Below are 15,084 nucleotides of genomic sequence, written 5' to 3' on the forward strand. Positions count from 1 at the left end.
GCCGCCGCCCTTGACATGCATTCCGTTCCCGCTTATACTGCAAGAAAGGGAGGCCGGAATAATCCGCCCTCCCGCAATATATTATTTTTGCTCTGTTTTACACCATGCTTCGGACTTTACACAAATTTTGGGACAGACCCAAAAAAGATGCAGCGTTTTTTCTTCGCTGCATCTTTTTTTCGTTAGATCCCTTTTACGAGCTGTGTTAAATACGCCTTGAAATCTTTTCCTATTTCGGGGCTTCTCAGCGCATATTCGACTGACGCCTTCATATAGCCTAGCCTGTTTCCCGCATCGTATCTCTTGCCGGCAAAATCAACGGCGTAAACGAGGTTTTTGTCTATAAGCTTTCTTATGGCGTCGGTAAGCTGTATCTCGCCGCCCACGCCGGGGACTGTCGCGTCTATCGCGTCGTATATTTCGGGAGTCAGGATATAATGGCCGAGCGCGGCGTAATTGGACATTTTCTCCTCGACCTTCGGCTTTTCGGCCATGTCGGTCACGCGGAAGAGGCCGTTTTCTATGGTTTGGGGCTTTATTACGCCGTACTTTGAGATGTTTTTGTCGTCTATATACTGCACGCCCAAAATAACGCCGTGAAGCTTCTCATATGCGTCGATAAGCTGGCGCGTGGCAGGCGCGCCGTCGTTATATACTATATCGTCGGCAAGGATAACGGCGAACGGCTCGTCTCCGGTAAAGGCTTTGGCGCAGCGTATCGCATGCCCAAGCCCTTTTTGTTCCTTCTGATATACGAAGTGTATGTTGCCGAGCTCCGTAAGCTCCTTTAGCTTTTTAAGCTCGTCGAACTTTTTCGACGCCGAAAGCTTTGCCTCAAGCTCAAAGTGCGGAACGAAGTATTCCTCCATAGCCGTTTTGCCTCGGCTCGTGATTATCAAGATATCCTCGACGCCCGACGATATGGCTTCCTCCACCACGTAAGATATAGAGGGACGGTCAACGAGCGTAAGCATTTCCTTCGGTACCGTTTTTGATGCGGGAAGCATTCTCGTGCCGAAGCCCGCCGCAGGGATAACGGCTTTTTTTACCATAGTGATTCCTCCTCTATTTTGCAAATGCGTATTTTTGATTTGCCTTCTGTAAGGCGATGACGAGGGGTATGCCTATAACATACACTACGCCTGCCTGGCTTATAAGTATCTGCGTGCCGTTTATCGCAAATAAGGCGGGGTCGAATACGCCCAGCTCAACGAACGTAAGCATCGCGCCTATAACGACGGCGTTGAAGAGGACGGGCGGCAGGGCGCCGAGTACGAGCCTGGGCGCGCGCGCAGTTATGTGCGTTCCGATATAGCGCGTTACTATCGCAGCCGCAAGCGTTGCAGCCGAGCCGCATACTATATCTATCGCGCCGTAGCCGCCGAATACGTTGGCAAGCAGGCATCCGATAAAAAGCCCCGGCACAGCCTGGGGGAATATGAGCGGAAGCAGCGTGAGCGCCTCCGACACCCTAAACTGGATGGGGCCGTAGGAGATAGGCGCAAGCACCAGCGTAAGAGCCAGATATGCTCCCGCGATAAGCGCGCCCGTTACAAGGTCTTTTGTTTTCATTATTCTGTTTTCCTTTCGTAGTTTTGTTTTAAGTCAGGATGTTGCGACTGACTTTTAAGGCGTATGCCTCAAGAATTTCATTATACAGTACAAGCGCAAATTAGGCAAGCTTTTTTTGAAATAAAAATCAGGATCCAGCCGGAAAGATTTTCTTTTACACCTCGGCGGCGGTGGTTTTTCGGCCGTACGACGATAATTAAACGGACATTTCGGTGCGAGAGGCCGTTTTGCTGAAACCTGACTTTTCGCCCCTCCGCTATAGCCTGTGCGCCGGGTCCGCACTTCGGCGGACCCCATCCTGCCTGCGAGCGGTTGTCACGACGCGAGCATAACCGACTCGCATAGCGGAATGCAATCAGCGTTTATGAGGAACAGTTTGTAAATATAGCCGCTCTCTGCGGGTAAGACTCCCGATCTTGGCGGGAGGAACGTACAGTCTTCCATATTGGCCCCATGAAATCGGGCGATAAGGAGCTGCGCGTCGTCTTCAAGCACAGTGGCGCTGTATTTCAGAACGGTACCATCGGAACTTTTCTCCACGCTTGCATATATGTGGCCAGATTCTCCTATGAGGAAACGGAATTCGGCCGTTTCGCTGAAGCATCCGTCCTTTTCGCAGCATGCCTTGAGAGTTGCGCTGGTCCACAGGGTAAAGGGTCCGTAGTATTCTATTCCTTCAATTGCGGGATCGCTCCCGTCGAGAGTGTAATAGATCTTCGCCCCTTCCTCGGCGGTCAGTTCCACCGTGACCGGCTCGTCGCTGATCCCCTGCGGTGTGACGCAGGTCGGCGCGGAAAGGAATGGAGGAACGTCCAGAGACACGATATCGCTTATAAGATATCCCTCTTTCACCGCCGCCGCCTGGATCGTCATGGGCCGGTTTATCTCGATGGGACCAATGTAGACATGCCCGTTATCCTCGTCCGGTTCGGTCCCGTCCGTGGTGTAGTAGATGACCGCTTCCGGATCGCTTTGATCGAAAGTCAGTGTCCACGGACCGGAGGAAGCTTTGATGATTTCCGGTACGGGCTTTTCTGTTTTCTGACGTTGTGAAAGCGGCACGGCGTCCGTGACCGTCTCGCCGCCGGCCAGGATCTGAAGAGCGGCTTTTTCATCCGCGGCGGCGTTTAATACTACACAGGCGTCCGAAGCCCCGACCTCGGAGGAAACGCTACTCTCTTGGCCGCCTACCGTTACCGCGGCACGGATCGTATCGGCTCCGCGCACATCTGCGCGGCTCATGTCTTCCCGCAGGGAAAGAGCGACGCCGGAAGCCGCCGAACCGGTCAGCTTAAGCGAGTCATAGTCGTTTCCTTCCGCGGTATAGGTCACTTCAAAATCTCCTCTAAGATCTATGCTGCGCAGATCGTCAGATACCGTAACCGGTCCCTCTTTGGCAGAAACGCTGATGAAGAGTTCGTCGTTGGCCATGTTTACGCTGCCGACCCCGTCGAATGTGTATTCGCCCGCAGGCATAAGCAGCGTATATACGGGCGTTTCCGCCCGGTCGCCGGGAAGAAGCAGGTGAATGTCAGGGATATCTCCGATGAGTTCTCCGTCTTTCAGCGCAGCGCTTCTGCCGTCAGCATCGGTAACGGTGAACTCGGACGCGGGAACGATGCAATAAGTGTAATCTCCGGCTTCTTCGGCACTGCTAAGCAGCGCAGCCGCGTCTTTTTTATTTTTTTTGGCAAGGCTCGTATAGATATTCTCAACGCTGTAATACGAGGCATATGCGTGCACTTTAAAATCATGATGATCTGACGCGCTGTAAAATATAGACACGCCGTCCTCCGAGATATCGACAGACGCTATCTCATCGCTTGGATCGTATGCATAGAAAGTATATCCGGAGTCTGTTTTTTCATACCCGTACAGGACGATGGTGTGCTCGATCCAGAACTCTTTGAGATGCTCCGCTTTCAGCCACAGCAGCACCGGATACCCACTGTCCATCTGTCTCGCCATTTCGTCGGCCCGCAGGGACTCCGCGAAACTGAAGAGTTTCCAGGCGATGTCCCAGTCCTTCAGATATGTGTACTGGGACAGATGGAAAAGCTCGATCATCTCTCTGAGCTTTTTATGGGCATCGTCGCCTATCTGCGAAGGAAAATAATACGGGTATTTTGCCGTTTTATCATAGTCTGTCGGGTCAAGCTTGCCCTTATAGAACAGCATTGAGGAAACCGCCATTCCATAGCAGCCTCCGTCCCATTTATACATGGAACTGAACAGTTTTGCCTTCGGATACGACAGGCCGGCCTGCTGGTATCTCAATACCGGAAGGTGGTTGTCTTTTTTATATCCGAACGATTCCCGAGTATTGACGAACGGATACCCGTAGTTTATATAATCTCCGTTTTTTTCTATCTGCACCTGTATATCAAAGGTCTCGGTCAGGTTTTCCGTGTTGATGTCAAGTGAGGTATGTCCCGGCCATTGGCCGGTGATGATCCCGTCGTCACTGATCGACGCGTAAGGAATGCCCCCGACTCCTTTTTTGAGGATGTTGTAACTGAGAGTCGTATCCTTCTCTGTTGTGACGGAGGGCCGCAGTGTGATGTACAACTGTTGGCTGGTACCCTTCGTCACAATATGGGGATAGCAAATGATCCCGGTGAGCGGGATATCAACGAGGTTTACGCAGCCGGAAAAAGCGCTGTCCTCGATATAACTTACGTTTTTGGGGATAACGATCCTTGTAAGACCGGTGCAGTCTCTAAAAGCCTCGATCCCAATCTCGGTCAGGCTTTCCGGCAAAGTTACGCTCGTAAGGCCCGTGCAGTTTTTAAACGTCAAGCTCTCGATGACGGTCACGCCTTTTGGTGTTGTCACCGCACTTAAGTTTATGCAGCCGAGGAACGCCCCTTTTCCGATCTTGGAAATGCTTTCGGGCAGCGCGGCCTCGTTAAGGCTCTCGCAGCACGAGAACGCGTACTTGCCTATCGTCGTTACGCCGTTCGGTATCGTCACGGAGGTCAGAGCAGTACAGTTCTCGAAGGCATAATCGCCTATGCTTTTAACCCCGTCCGGAATGTTGATGCTTCGAAGCGAGGAACAGTCTTGGAACGTTTCATTGCCGATGGCTGTAACTTGCTTCGGTATGGCAATATCGGTAAGCTCGGTGCATCCTGAAAACGTGCCGTTCCCGATGTTCGTAATGCCGGAAGGGAGCGAAACGGATCTAAGGCCCGTACACCCTGAAAACGTGTTGTCACCGATGGTAGTAACGCTTTCGGGGAGCTCTATGTGTGTCAGTCCGGTGTGGCCTGAAAAAACGGGACCGGAGATCTCGGTGATCCCTTCGCCAAGGACCACTTCTTTTATATGGTCGTAGGTATAGACCCATATCTGGCCGTTGTTATATGACATTAAATGTTTCTGCGCCCAGGGCTGGACCAGCTGGTTATGATTATACTGGTCATATTTAGCGGTGAGAGCCCCGGCCCCGCTGATGGTCAGCGTTCCGGCGTCGTCCAGGGTCCAGGTAAGGTTGTCCCCGTCCGCGCCGCAGACGCCGGAGACTTCCTCGGCAGAGGCCCATACGGGAAGGGATGTACACAGGACCGCAGCCATGACAAGTATAACAAGCAGCCTCTTTTTCATGGTTTTAAAACGCGTTTCGGGCATTTTTCACCACTCCTTCATTTTCACATATTATCTATGATCATATCACATCATGCGCCAAAAGGATAGCGCCGATTCGCATTTTACCTTGTTTTGGATGTTTTGAAACAAAAAATTCGTGCGGTATTTAAGCGCGGACGCTTGACATATGCGGGCAGCCGTAATAATATAAACTATAGAAAGCAAAGGCGCTTCTTTTATGAGAGGCGTCTTTTTTTTATTTATACGGGAGGTATAGTTATGGCTGCATTTGACAGAGTTAAGTCGGGGATACCCGAAATGGACGCCGCTCTTGATAATATCAGGCTTGGCGACAACGTAGTGTGGCGGGTCTCGGACCTTTGGGAGTTTCGCCTTTTTATGGAACCGTATCTTTTGCAGGCGATAGAGGACAAGAGAAATATAATCTACTTCAGATTTGCAAGCCACGAGCCGCTTGTGGAGGACCGTCCCGAGGTGAAAACGATAAAAGTGCCGCTGTCGCACCGCTTCGAGACGTTTACCGTCGATATACACAACGCCATAGAGCGCGAAGGCAAAGACGCATTTTATATTTTCGACTGCCTTTCCGAGCTTCAGGTCATGTGGGCGACGGATCTTATGATGGGCAACTTCTTTCGCGTAACGTGTCCGTTCCTTTTTATACTTGACACAGTCGCGTTCTTCCCGATAATACGGGGAAAGCATTCCGTTCACGCGATAAACAAGATACTCGATACGACGCAGCTTTTTCTTGACGTATATTCGGATAATAAGAACGTATACGTGCGCCCCGAAAAGGTGTGGAACAGAAGCTCCGATACGATGTTTTTGCCGCACACGTACGAGTCTGAAACGGGACGCTTTCGCCCGGTGCTCGACGGCGTAAAGTCGAGCCGCTTTTATCAGGTGCTCGGCAAAGCGCAGCGTTCGGCAGACGAGCAGTTCATGGATTCGTGGGACAGGTCGTTCAAAAAAGCGAAGGTGCTTTACGAAAACGGAGTGGACATATCGGGCCAGTGCGCCAATATGTGCAACATAATGATGACGCGCGACACGAAAATGCGCGAGATGGTAAAGAAGCATTTTACGCCCGAGGACTATTTCGACGTGCGCGACCACATGATAGGCACGGGCATGATAGGAGGCAAGGCCTGCGGCATGCTTCTTGCAAGGGCGATAATAAGAAATACGGAGCCCGAGATAAACGAGTTTTTGGAGCCGCACGATTCGTTTTACGTAGGCTCGGACGTTTACTATACTTATATCGTTGACAACAATTTCTGGGATCTGCGTATAAAGCAGCGTACCGAGGAGGGGTATTATTCCCTTGCCGCCGATTTTGCAAAGCATCTGATGAACGGCAGCTTTTCCGACGAAATGCGAGAGCAGTTCGCTCATATAATCGAGTATTACGGCCAAGACCCGTATATCGTCCGTTCGAGCAGTATACTTGAGGACGGGTTCGGCAACGCCTTCGCGGGCAAGTACGAGTCGGTGTTCTGCGCAAACAGGGGAACGCTTGCGGAACGCCTTTCGGAATTTGAGAAAGCGATAAAGACGGTATACGCAAGCACGATGAGCCTTTCGGCGCTTGACTACCGCAAGAGGCGCGGGCTTGATAAGCGCGACGAGCAGATGGCGCTTCTCATACAGCGCGTTTCGGGTTCTTACTACGGAGCGTATTATATGCCCTGCGCGGCGGGCGTGGGATATTCGTACAGCCCGTACAGCTTTCTTAAAAGCTCGGATCAGTCGGCGGGCATGCTCCGCTTGGTCATGGGTCTCGGCACTTCCGCCGTTGACAGAACGGAGGGCTCGTACCCGCGGCTAGTAAGCCTCGATATGCCCGAAAAGACTATATATTCAAGCGACGCCGACCGCCACAAGTTCTCGCAGGGCAGAGTTGAGGTCATAAACGCTTCGCTGCAGGATATGGAGCGGCTGCCGCTTCGTGATATAGAGCCCGTGATGCCGGAGTATCTTAAAAATATTCTGCTCGAACACGACTTTGAAGTTGAGAGCCGACTCCGTGAAATGGGGAGAAACGTCTCGTCTACGTTCATATCGTGCCGCGGCCTTGTGAGCAATAAGGCGCTCATGTCGCAGATGCGAAGAATGCTTAAGCGAATACAGGATGAGTACGATTATCCGGTCGATACGGAATTTACGATAAACGTCTCCGACAACGGGGAGTATTCCATAGATCTTCTGCAGTGCAGGCCGCTTCAGGTAATAAGCGACAGGGCGGGCGTTACGATACCTTTGGACGTGCCGAAGGAGCATATACTGTTAGAGAGCAGAGGGGCGTCGATGGGGCTTTCAAAGACTTCGAAGCTTGATTTGATAGTTTGGGTAGATCCTGTGGCCTATTACAATATGCCTTACAGGGAGAAGGCCTCCGTGGCAAAGCTTATCGGCAAGATTAACTGGCATTACCGCGATAAAGACAAGCATATGATGCTGATGGTGCCGGGAAGAGTGGGCACTTCGTCGCCCGAGCTGGGCGTTCCCACTTCATTTGCGGAAATAAGCGAGTTTCAGGTCGTTTGTGAAATGGAGGAATCGCGGGCGGGCTACAATCCCGAGCTCTCTTACGGCAGTCACTTCTTTCAGGACCTTGTTGAGGCCGAGATATTATACACCGCCGTATTCAATAACGAAAAAACATTGCATTTTGCTCCCGAAAAGCTAAAGGGACAGAAAAATATTTTAAAAGAGATAGACGAAAACAGCCAGCTTGAAGAAATCGTTTTTGTTTACGACGTAAGCTCATGCGGCTGCAGGCTTTACAACGACATAAAAAATGAGCATCTTTTGATAACCATATAATAAAGTCGATAAAAAAAGTAAATGCGTATTAAAAAAGGCGGATCGAGCGATATAACCTAAAAAAAAAGCGCGAGCTTGACGCATATTCTTCGGTAATATATAATTTTATCGAAAAAAATAAAGTCGCCGCTTTTTAAAAGCGTTTCAGCGCGACATAAAAATACGGGTGAGACAATGCTGAAAGATAAAACAGCCGTTGTAACGGGCGCCGGCAACGGCATAGGAAAAGCGATATGCGACGTTTTTTTAAATAACGGCGCAAGGGTCATCGGCCTTGATATAATGGATATCGAAGGACCCCGGCAAAATGAGATAAGCTTTTTTAAGGCGGACGTGGCAAGCACTGCCGACTGCGAAAGAGTATATAAAGAGATCGCGGCTTTGCACGATCATATAGATATTCTCGTAAACTGCGCCGGTATAACGATGGACGCCATGACAAAAAAGATGACGGAGAAACAGTTTGACCGCGTGATCGCCGTAAACTTAAAGGGAACGTGGAATCTGACGCGCCTTATAGGTCCCGCCATGCAGCAAAGAAGATCGGGCTCTATAATCAACATATCTTCCGTTGTAGGAGTATTCGGAAACGTAGGTCAGGCAAATTATGCGGCGACCAAAGCGGGCGTTATAGGGATGACAAAGAGCTGGGCAAAGGAATTTGCGATGAAAGGCGGAAACGTTCGCGTAAACGCCATAGCGCCGGGATATACGATGACCGACATGATGAAGACCGTTCCGCCGGACCTTCTGGAAAAATTCAGGGGCATGACCATGTTGGGCAGGCTTGCCGAGCCTTCGGAGATAGCAAACGCCGCATTATTTCTTGCGTCGGATCTCTCAAGCTATGTTACGGGCGAGCTTTTGAATGTAAACGGCGGCATGAGACTTTAAGAAACGTTTTGACTTTAGATGAATAACCGGTATTAAGGCGGCGGAGCATAGGGTCTTTGCCGCTTTTGTTTTTTATGAGGGCGGGGCATAAATCATCTTGTTTTTTCCGTCGTGAAACGGTATAATTATAAAAGTGAAAAACTGCAATGAAAAACGGAGACGTATCGCTTTATGGAAAAGAAGCTCATAAAGATAACAGACATAGACGGTATAAAGATAGGCCACGCGCAGGACGAAAAAAACGCCACGGGCTGCACCGTTATTATATGCGAGAAGGGCGCTTCGTGCGGCTGTGACGTAAGAGGCGGCGGCCCCGCCACGAGAGAAACGGGGCTTTTTCTTCCCGGCAGCGCGCCGCGCAAGATGCACGCCGTTATGCTTTCGGGCGGCAGCGCGTTCGGGCTCGACGCCTGCGGCGGCGCAATGGCGTATCTTGCCGAGAAAAGCATCGGCTATAAGGTGGGTCCTTTTTATGTGCCGCTCGTCGTCGGCGCGTCGGTTTTCGACCTCCCCGTGGGCAGCGGATACGTGTATCCCAATAAGAAAATGGGCTATGAGGCGGCAAAGAACGCAAGCTCGGGCGATATAGCCGAAGGCAATGTGGGCGCGGGCATAGGATGCATAGTAGGCAAGTTTGCGGGCAAGGACTACGCCATGAAGACAGGACTGGGCATATACGGCGTGTCGTACGGTCCGCTCAAGGTGGCGGCTTTGGCCGTTGTGAACGCCGTGGGAAACGTCGTAGATCCCGAAACGGGTAAGTTCGTCGCCGGGATACTCAGCGAAGACGGGCAAAGCATTAGGAGCGCGAAGGAATACTTTCTTAACGCCGCGATCCCCGAAGGCGGCATAGAGAACACAACGCTCTGCTGCATCGTGACGAACGCCGACCTTACTAAGGGCGAGGCGAACCGCACGGCCGTGATAACGCACAACGGCTACGCAAGGACGATAAGCCCCGTACATACGTCGAAGGACGGCGACGCCGTGTTCGTGATGGCTACCGGCGAAATAAAGACCACGCCCGACGTAGTGGGTACGATAGCGGCCGACTGCGCCGCCGAGGCCATACTTCGCGCATCGAAAGTTAAGGGCGCATACGGCTTTAAGGGATATTACGATATTTTCGGAGACGAATAATAACAGTTCCCGCCGCTTTTTTGGGAATGACGATCATAATATAAGAAAACGATATAACGGAGGATATTTTATGGATTACAATTACAATGCGCTGCGATTTGATATCATGTATATGCTCGACGGACTCTATAATCAGGGATTTCCGGGCGCGTTGGAAGCGTATAACATGGCGGAAAAAGCGTCTAACGAGGAGCTTTTGAAGATAGCCGAGGATATGGAGTTCGATTTGAACGATTATCCCGTACCGAGGCGCGAGGATCTGTGGCTGCCGGAGAATAAGAAATTAAAGCGATATAGAGAAGATTAAAAAAGCGCGCCCGTTTTGGGCGCGTTTTTGGCTTTTCGAAAAGCTGTTTCTAATATGATTTTGACGTCACCGTCTTGGTTGAAACGCCCGAAAGTGCGCCAAGCTTTCCCGAAAGCGCGCTCGTAACGTCGTTGGGGGCGTCTAAAACTACGCAGATGACCGAAATACCGCGCTCGCGGTACGGTATTCCCATGCGGCCTATTATGTAATTGCCGTACTCATGAAGCAGGGCGTTTATTGAATCCGCTATGCTTTTATCCTCAACTATTATGGAAATTATGGATATGCGTTTTTCCATATATATGCCTCCTTTGTTATTTCGCTGTTTAAAGGATATCAAAGAAGGGCGGGGCGAGTCAAGCAGACGAGCCTTGGGGAAAAATATATGTTTTTTTACTTGACAAACGCGGACGCTTTTAATATAATTTTATAGTCCTTGCCGCATAAAAACAAAATGCGGCCAAAAGTCCAGAAGGAGGTATAGAAAAATGGAGAAAAAACTTGTCAGCTACGAGACGATTTTTATCGTTGATATGACGGGCGGAGAAGAAGCCGTTGCAGCTGCCGTAGACAAGTTCAAGACTTTGATAGAAAAGTCTGCGACTGTCGAAAGCGTTGACGAATGGGGAAAAAGACGCCTTGCGTATCCGATAAATGACCTTACCGAAGGCTATTACGTTCTCGTCAACTTCCAGAGCGATCCTGAGTTCCCGAAAGAGCTCGACCGTATCTACAATATCAATGATGCTATTTTACGTTCCATTATTATCAGAAAAGATGCGTAAGGTGGTGTAACGGGTGAATAAAGTTATATTATTGGGACGCTTAACAGCCGACCCCGAGCTTAGAACTACCCCGTCAGGCATTTCAGTTACTACTATACGTGTTGCCGTAAGCAGGCGTTTCGCCCGTCAGGGCGATCCCGTGACCGCCGATTTTTTTGATGTAGTCTGCTGGAGACAGACGGCCGAATTTGTATCGAGATATTTTACAAAGGGCCGTATGATCGCAATAGTCGGCAGCCTTCAGACAAGAAAATGGCAGGACAAGGACGGCAACAACCGCTATTCCACAGAAGTTGTGGCGGATGAGGTATATTTTGCCGATTCCAAAAAAGACGCTTCCGCTTCCGGAGCCGACTCCTCGTTCAGAAGTGCGCCGCAAGCCCCTCAGGGCGATATGGGCGCGCCGATAGGAGGATACACGCCGGCACAGCGCGGAGATTTTGAAGAAGTTGACGACGGCGACGAACTGCCGTTTTGATCCGAAACAGGAGGTAAGACGATGGAAAGAGAAAGACCTTATAAGAACAGACGTGCAAAGAGAAAGGTTTGCCAGTTCTGCGTTGATAAAGTTGAACATATCGATTACAAGGATACTGCTCGTCTGAGAAGATACATTTCGGACAGAGCAAAGATACAGCCCAGACGCATCACCGGCACCTGCGCTAAGCATCAGCGCCAGCTCACCGAAGCTATCAAGCGCGCACGTCATATCGCTCTTTTACCGTTCACGGCTGAATAAGAGCAAAAAACGTAAACATAGACCCTTTTTGCAAATGAATGCAAAGAGGGTCTGTTTTTTTATGATCTGATATGATATCGCCCTAAGAAATGAACAAATAAAAAATATATAAAAGCCGCAGGCATAAAGAGGGGAAAAAGGCAAAATATGCTTTTTTCTTTTTTTACAAATATGATCCATATCATTTGACGGCGCGTCGATTTAGGACCGTTTATTGAAAAACGAGGTAATTTCGGGTAAAATAATAATAAACTTGATTTTGTGGGAAAGGCGGTGAGTGCGGTGCCGGATAAAAAAGACGATCTTTTTGGAGATATGTTTGATTTTAACGGCGACAAAAAGACAGATATGAGCGAGAAGTATATCGCATATAAGATCTTTCAGGAAACGATCAAAGATCTTGACGGCGAACACGACGACGAATTTGATGATGAATATGACGACGAACATGACGACGAATATGACGATAAACACGACGACGCGACAGAATACGCCGAGCCTGATTCGTATAGAGCGCCGCCGCCCGCGCCGTCCGTGCCGCCGCCGGACGAGAGCGACGACCCCGACCGGATAGGATCGCCGCCGGACGGACCGATAACGCTCGAGGAATACCGAAAAAGGCAGCGCGAAAGCGCAAAGGGCGCATTTTATGTATTCCTTATTACTCTTGTGCTGTCGGCCATACCTATACTTCTCATAATCGGCGGCATAAGCACGCTACTCGACTATCATATGAACGCCACAGGCCTTGGGCTCGTGCTTTTGTGCGTCGGCGTGATCCTTTTATGCATTGTATTCGCGCTTGCTTTTATGCCGCTGCTTGGCTTTGTGACAGAGGAGGTGTCAACAAACCGACGATTGTACGAAGCGTCTCTGACGGAGGAGACGAAAAGTCGCAAGATTAAAAAAACGCGCGTGGCCGGAGTGATATTTCTCGTCGTTTTTCTTGCAGCCGTCCTGTTCGTATGCGCCTACGTTCTGCTTGACCTGCACAGCGCGCACGAAATATATCTTAACGCCGAGGAGTACGCTCTTGAGGGACGTTACGAAGAGGCGCTTACGCTGCTTGAGTCTATTGAAGGCAAGGAACAAAATAGGGCAGGCGCGCTTGCCGCGTATTGCAGGGCGCGCTTGGATTACAATAACGGCCTCGTCTATAAGGCATATGAAGAGTTTGGTTGGAAAGATTATAATTATGAATCGGAGGAGCTTTCCAAAAAGGCAAAAATGTTTAAGCAAATGCTTGAGCAGCGAAAAGATGAGCTTGATCGTAAAGCTGAGAGGGAAGCAAAAAAGCTCTATGGCGACAAGGAGCCTTACGTCGGTATGAGCGAAGCATACATAAATTACACATCGCTCGGCAGAGCGGACGACGTGGACTTACAGTTTGACGAAGTCAGCAGCTATGAAGCGGGCAAAACGAGATACAGAATGACTAGCACGTATTATTTTTACCGCGGATATACGCTCATAGTCAAAGTGCAATGCGTTGACGGACGCGTAAAGCAGATCTGGGATTACAGAGAAAAGGAGACGGTAAACGATAAACCGGGCGCCGCTTCGCATTCCGCGTACACGGATCCGGGCTTACCCGCGTCCGAGGACTTTGACCACCCCTCGGATTTCTACGAGTGGTATATTGACGACTTCATAGATTACGAAGAGGCGGAGGATTATTATTACGACCACGGCGGACGCTGACAAAAGGCGGGAAATCGACGACGCCCGCCTTTTTTCTTTTTTTAATTGAAAAAAACCTCATATGTGTATATAATATATTAGTTAAATAAAAATTATTTCGGAGGCTTTTATGGACAACGCCTATAAAAAATATTTTGAAGGCTTAAAAGGGAAAAAGGTGGCGGTAATAGGTATCGGCATATCGAACCTGCCGCTTATATATATGCTTCTTTCCTGCGGAGCGGACGTTTGCGCGCGCGACAAAAAAACAAAGGAGGCGCTCGGCAAAACGTATGACGAGCTTGTAAGCCGCGGCGCGCGCGTTATAGCGGGCGACGACTATCTTTTGGATCTTACGGAGGAGATAATCTTTAAAACGCCCGGTATGCGCTACGACGTGAAGGAGCTTGCCGCCGCTCGCGAGGCGGGACGCACGGTGACGAGCGAGATGGAAGTCTTTATGGAGCTTTGCCCGGCGCGCGTATTCGCCGTTACGGGTTCAGACGGGAAGACAACTACGACTACGCTCATATACGAAATGCTGAAAAAAGAAGGATATACGTGTCATTTGGGCGGCAATATCGGCGCGCCTCTTTTGCCGAAGATAGCCGAGATAAAAAAAGACGACATGGTAGTTTTGGAGCTTTCAAGCTTCCAGCTCCACACGATGAAAAAGAGCCCCGACGCGGCGCTCATCACCAATCTTTCGCCGAACCACCTTGATTATCACAAGTCGATGGACGAATACGTAGACGCAAAGAAGAACATATATCTTCATCAGCGCGCCGACGCGCGCCTCGTATTGAACCGTGACAACGATATAACGAACGATATATATTCCAAAATGAAGGACAAGCGCGAGACGCTCGGCTTTTCAAAAACGCTTCACGCCGAAGACGGCGCATATCTTGACGGCGGCGATATAGTTATGTTAAAAAACGGGGAAAAGACGCGCGTCATGTCGAAAGACGACATTTATCTTCCCGGAATGCGCAACGTTGAGAATTATCTTGCAGCGACGGCCATGGTGTGGGGATACGTTTCGCCCGAGACGATACTTTATACGGCGAGAAACTTTAAAGGCGTGGCGCACAGGATAGAATTCGTAAGAGAGCTTCACGGCGTCCGCTATTACAACGACTCCATCGCCTCAAGCCCGACGAGGACGCTTGCGGGACTCAACTCGTTCGACCAAAAGCTTATCGTTATCGCCGGAGGATACGACAAGAACCTCGACTACACGGTAATGGGCGACGCGCTCATAGAGAAAGTAAAAACGCTCGTCTTAACGGGCGCGACGGCCAAAAAGATAGAGACCGCCGTAACGGAGAATAAGAATTATCGCGGCGCGCCCGAAATAATACGCGCCGACAGCTTTAAAAACGCGGTCATTGCGGCTGCATACGCGGCGCGCGAGGGCGACACAGTCATTCTTTCTCCCGCATCCGCAAGCTTCGACTTATTTAAAAACTTTGAGGAAAGAGGAAACGAGTTTAAGCGTATAGTAAACGAATTAAACTGACAAGACG

General features: G+C 50.0%; 13 protein-coding genes. 9 read left to right on the forward strand and 4 right to left on the reverse strand.

Features of this window, described 5'->3' with window-relative positions; all coding sequences use genetic code 11:
- Positions 1 to 182 precede the first annotated feature (182 nt).
- The 3 genes from galU to IJG50_08145 form a co-directional block, all read right to left on the reverse strand.
- Positions 183 to 1,052, reverse strand: coding sequence for a UTP--glucose-1-phosphate uridylyltransferase GalU (gene galU / locus IJG50_08135; protein MBQ3379812.1), 870 nt, complete (start codon positions 1,050 to 1,052; stop codon positions 183 to 185).
- 13 nt (positions 1,053 to 1,065) lie between these two features.
- The gene (locus IJG50_08140) at positions 1,066 to 1,572 is read right to left on the reverse strand and encodes a QueT transporter family protein (protein ID MBQ3379813.1); all 507 of its coding nucleotides are present in this window, start codon (positions 1,570 to 1,572) and stop codon (positions 1,066 to 1,068) included.
- A gap of 315 nt (positions 1,573 to 1,887) precedes the next feature.
- Positions 1,888 to 5,202 (reverse strand): leucine-rich repeat protein, encoded by a 3,315-nt coding sequence (locus IJG50_08145; protein ID MBQ3379814.1) that lies wholly within the window; start codon positions 5,200 to 5,202, stop codon positions 1,888 to 1,890.
- A gap of 237 nt (positions 5,203 to 5,439) precedes the next feature.
- On the opposite strand from IJG50_08145, the gene IJG50_08150 reads away from it, so the two are divergent.
- The 4 genes from IJG50_08150 to IJG50_08165 all read left to right on the forward strand — a co-directional run bounded on the left by IJG50_08150 (position 5,440) and on the right by IJG50_08165 (position 10,351).
- The gene (locus IJG50_08150; GenBank protein MBQ3379815.1) at positions 5,440 to 8,010 is read left to right on the forward strand and encodes a phosphoenolpyruvate synthase; all 2,571 of its coding nucleotides are present in this window, start codon (positions 5,440 to 5,442) and stop codon (positions 8,008 to 8,010) included.
- 174 nt (positions 8,011 to 8,184) lie between these two features.
- Complete coding sequence (locus tag IJG50_08155) at positions 8,185 to 8,904, forward strand: SDR family oxidoreductase (protein MBQ3379816.1); 720 nt, start codon at positions 8,185 to 8,187, stop codon at positions 8,902 to 8,904.
- Positions 8,905 to 9,075: 171 nt separating this feature from the next.
- Positions 9,076 to 10,044: a P1 family peptidase gene (locus IJG50_08160; protein MBQ3379817.1), complete on the forward strand. Its 969-nt coding sequence runs from the start codon at positions 9,076 to 9,078 to the stop codon at positions 10,042 to 10,044.
- Positions 10,045 to 10,114: 70 nt separating this feature from the next.
- On the forward strand, positions 10,115 to 10,351 hold the full coding sequence (locus tag IJG50_08165; GenBank protein ID MBQ3379818.1) for a hypothetical protein: 237 nt from the start codon (positions 10,115 to 10,117) through the stop codon (positions 10,349 to 10,351).
- 49 nt (positions 10,352 to 10,400) lie between these two features.
- On the opposite strand, the gene IJG50_08170 is transcribed toward IJG50_08165, so the two are convergent.
- Positions 10,401 to 10,649 carry an iron-only hydrogenase system regulator gene (locus tag IJG50_08170; protein ID MBQ3379819.1) on the reverse strand — a complete coding sequence of 83 codons (249 nt, stop codon included), beginning with the start codon at positions 10,647 to 10,649 and terminating at the stop codon, positions 10,401 to 10,403.
- A gap of 190 nt (positions 10,650 to 10,839) precedes the next feature.
- On the opposite strand from IJG50_08170, the gene IJG50_08175 reads away from it, so the two are divergent.
- From IJG50_08175 to IJG50_08195, 5 genes are all read left to right on the forward strand, one after another.
- Positions 10,840 to 11,136 carry a 30S ribosomal protein S6 gene (locus IJG50_08175; protein MBQ3379820.1) on the forward strand — a complete coding sequence of 99 codons (297 nt, stop codon included), beginning with the start codon at positions 10,840 to 10,842 and terminating at the stop codon, positions 11,134 to 11,136.
- A 13-nt stretch (positions 11,137 to 11,149) separates the two neighbouring features.
- Entirely contained in the window at positions 11,150 to 11,614 is a 465-nt protein-coding gene (gene ssb, locus IJG50_08180; GenBank protein MBQ3379821.1) for a single-stranded DNA-binding protein, read from the forward strand.
- Positions 11,615 to 11,635: 21 nt separating this feature from the next.
- A complete protein-coding gene (locus tag IJG50_08185) occupies positions 11,636 to 11,875 on the forward strand; it encodes a 30S ribosomal protein S18 (GenBank protein ID MBQ3379822.1) in 240 nt (79 codons plus the stop codon).
- A gap of 282 nt (positions 11,876 to 12,157) precedes the next feature.
- Positions 12,158 to 13,576, forward strand: a complete 1,419-nt coding sequence (locus IJG50_08190) for a hypothetical protein (GenBank protein ID MBQ3379823.1) — start codon at positions 12,158 to 12,160, stop codon at positions 13,574 to 13,576.
- Positions 13,577 to 13,685: 109 nt separating this feature from the next.
- On the forward strand, positions 13,686 to 15,077 hold the full coding sequence (locus tag IJG50_08195) for a UDP-N-acetylmuramoyl-L-alanine--D-glutamate ligase (GenBank protein MBQ3379824.1): 1,392 nt from the start codon (positions 13,686 to 13,688) through the stop codon (positions 15,075 to 15,077).
- Positions 15,078 to 15,084 lie beyond the last annotated feature (7 nt).

It is taken from the genome of Clostridia bacterium, assembly GCA_017405765.1.
Taxonomy (GTDB): domain Bacteria; phylum Bacillota; class Clostridia; order Oscillospirales; family RGIG577; genus RGIG577.

What these genes read in the sequence shown, in the direction of transcription:
- galU (MBQ3379812.1), bottom strand. Translation starts at nt 1,052, where the DNA reads ATGGTAAAAAAAGCCGTTATCCCTGCGGCGGGCTTCGGCACGAGAATG.
- IJG50_08140 (MBQ3379813.1), bottom strand. Translation starts at nt 1,572, where the DNA reads ATGAAAACAAAAGACCTTGTAACGGGCGCGCTTATCGCGGGAGCATAT.
- IJG50_08145 (MBQ3379814.1), bottom strand. Translation starts at nt 5,202, where the DNA reads ATGCCCGAAACGCGTTTTAAAACCATGAAAAAGAGGCTGCTTGTTATA.
- IJG50_08150 (MBQ3379815.1), top strand. Translation starts at nt 5,440, where the DNA reads ATGGCTGCATTTGACAGAGTTAAGTCGGGGATACCCGAAATGGACGCC.
- IJG50_08155 (MBQ3379816.1), top strand. Translation starts at nt 8,185, where the DNA reads ATGCTGAAAGATAAAACAGCCGTTGTAACGGGCGCCGGCAACGGCATA.
- IJG50_08160 (MBQ3379817.1), top strand. Translation starts at nt 9,076, where the DNA reads ATGGAAAAGAAGCTCATAAAGATAACAGACATAGACGGTATAAAGATA.
- IJG50_08165 (MBQ3379818.1), top strand. Translation starts at nt 10,115, where the DNA reads ATGGATTACAATTACAATGCGCTGCGATTTGATATCATGTATATGCTC.
- IJG50_08170 (MBQ3379819.1), bottom strand. Translation starts at nt 10,649, where the DNA reads ATGGAAAAACGCATATCCATAATTTCCATAATAGTTGAGGATAAAAGC.
- IJG50_08175 (MBQ3379820.1), top strand. Translation starts at nt 10,840, where the DNA reads ATGGAGAAAAAACTTGTCAGCTACGAGACGATTTTTATCGTTGATATG.
- IJG50_08185 (MBQ3379822.1), top strand. Translation starts at nt 11,636, where the DNA reads ATGGAAAGAGAAAGACCTTATAAGAACAGACGTGCAAAGAGAAAGGTT.
- IJG50_08195 (MBQ3379824.1), top strand. Translation starts at nt 13,686, where the DNA reads ATGGACAACGCCTATAAAAAATATTTTGAAGGCTTAAAAGGGAAAAAG.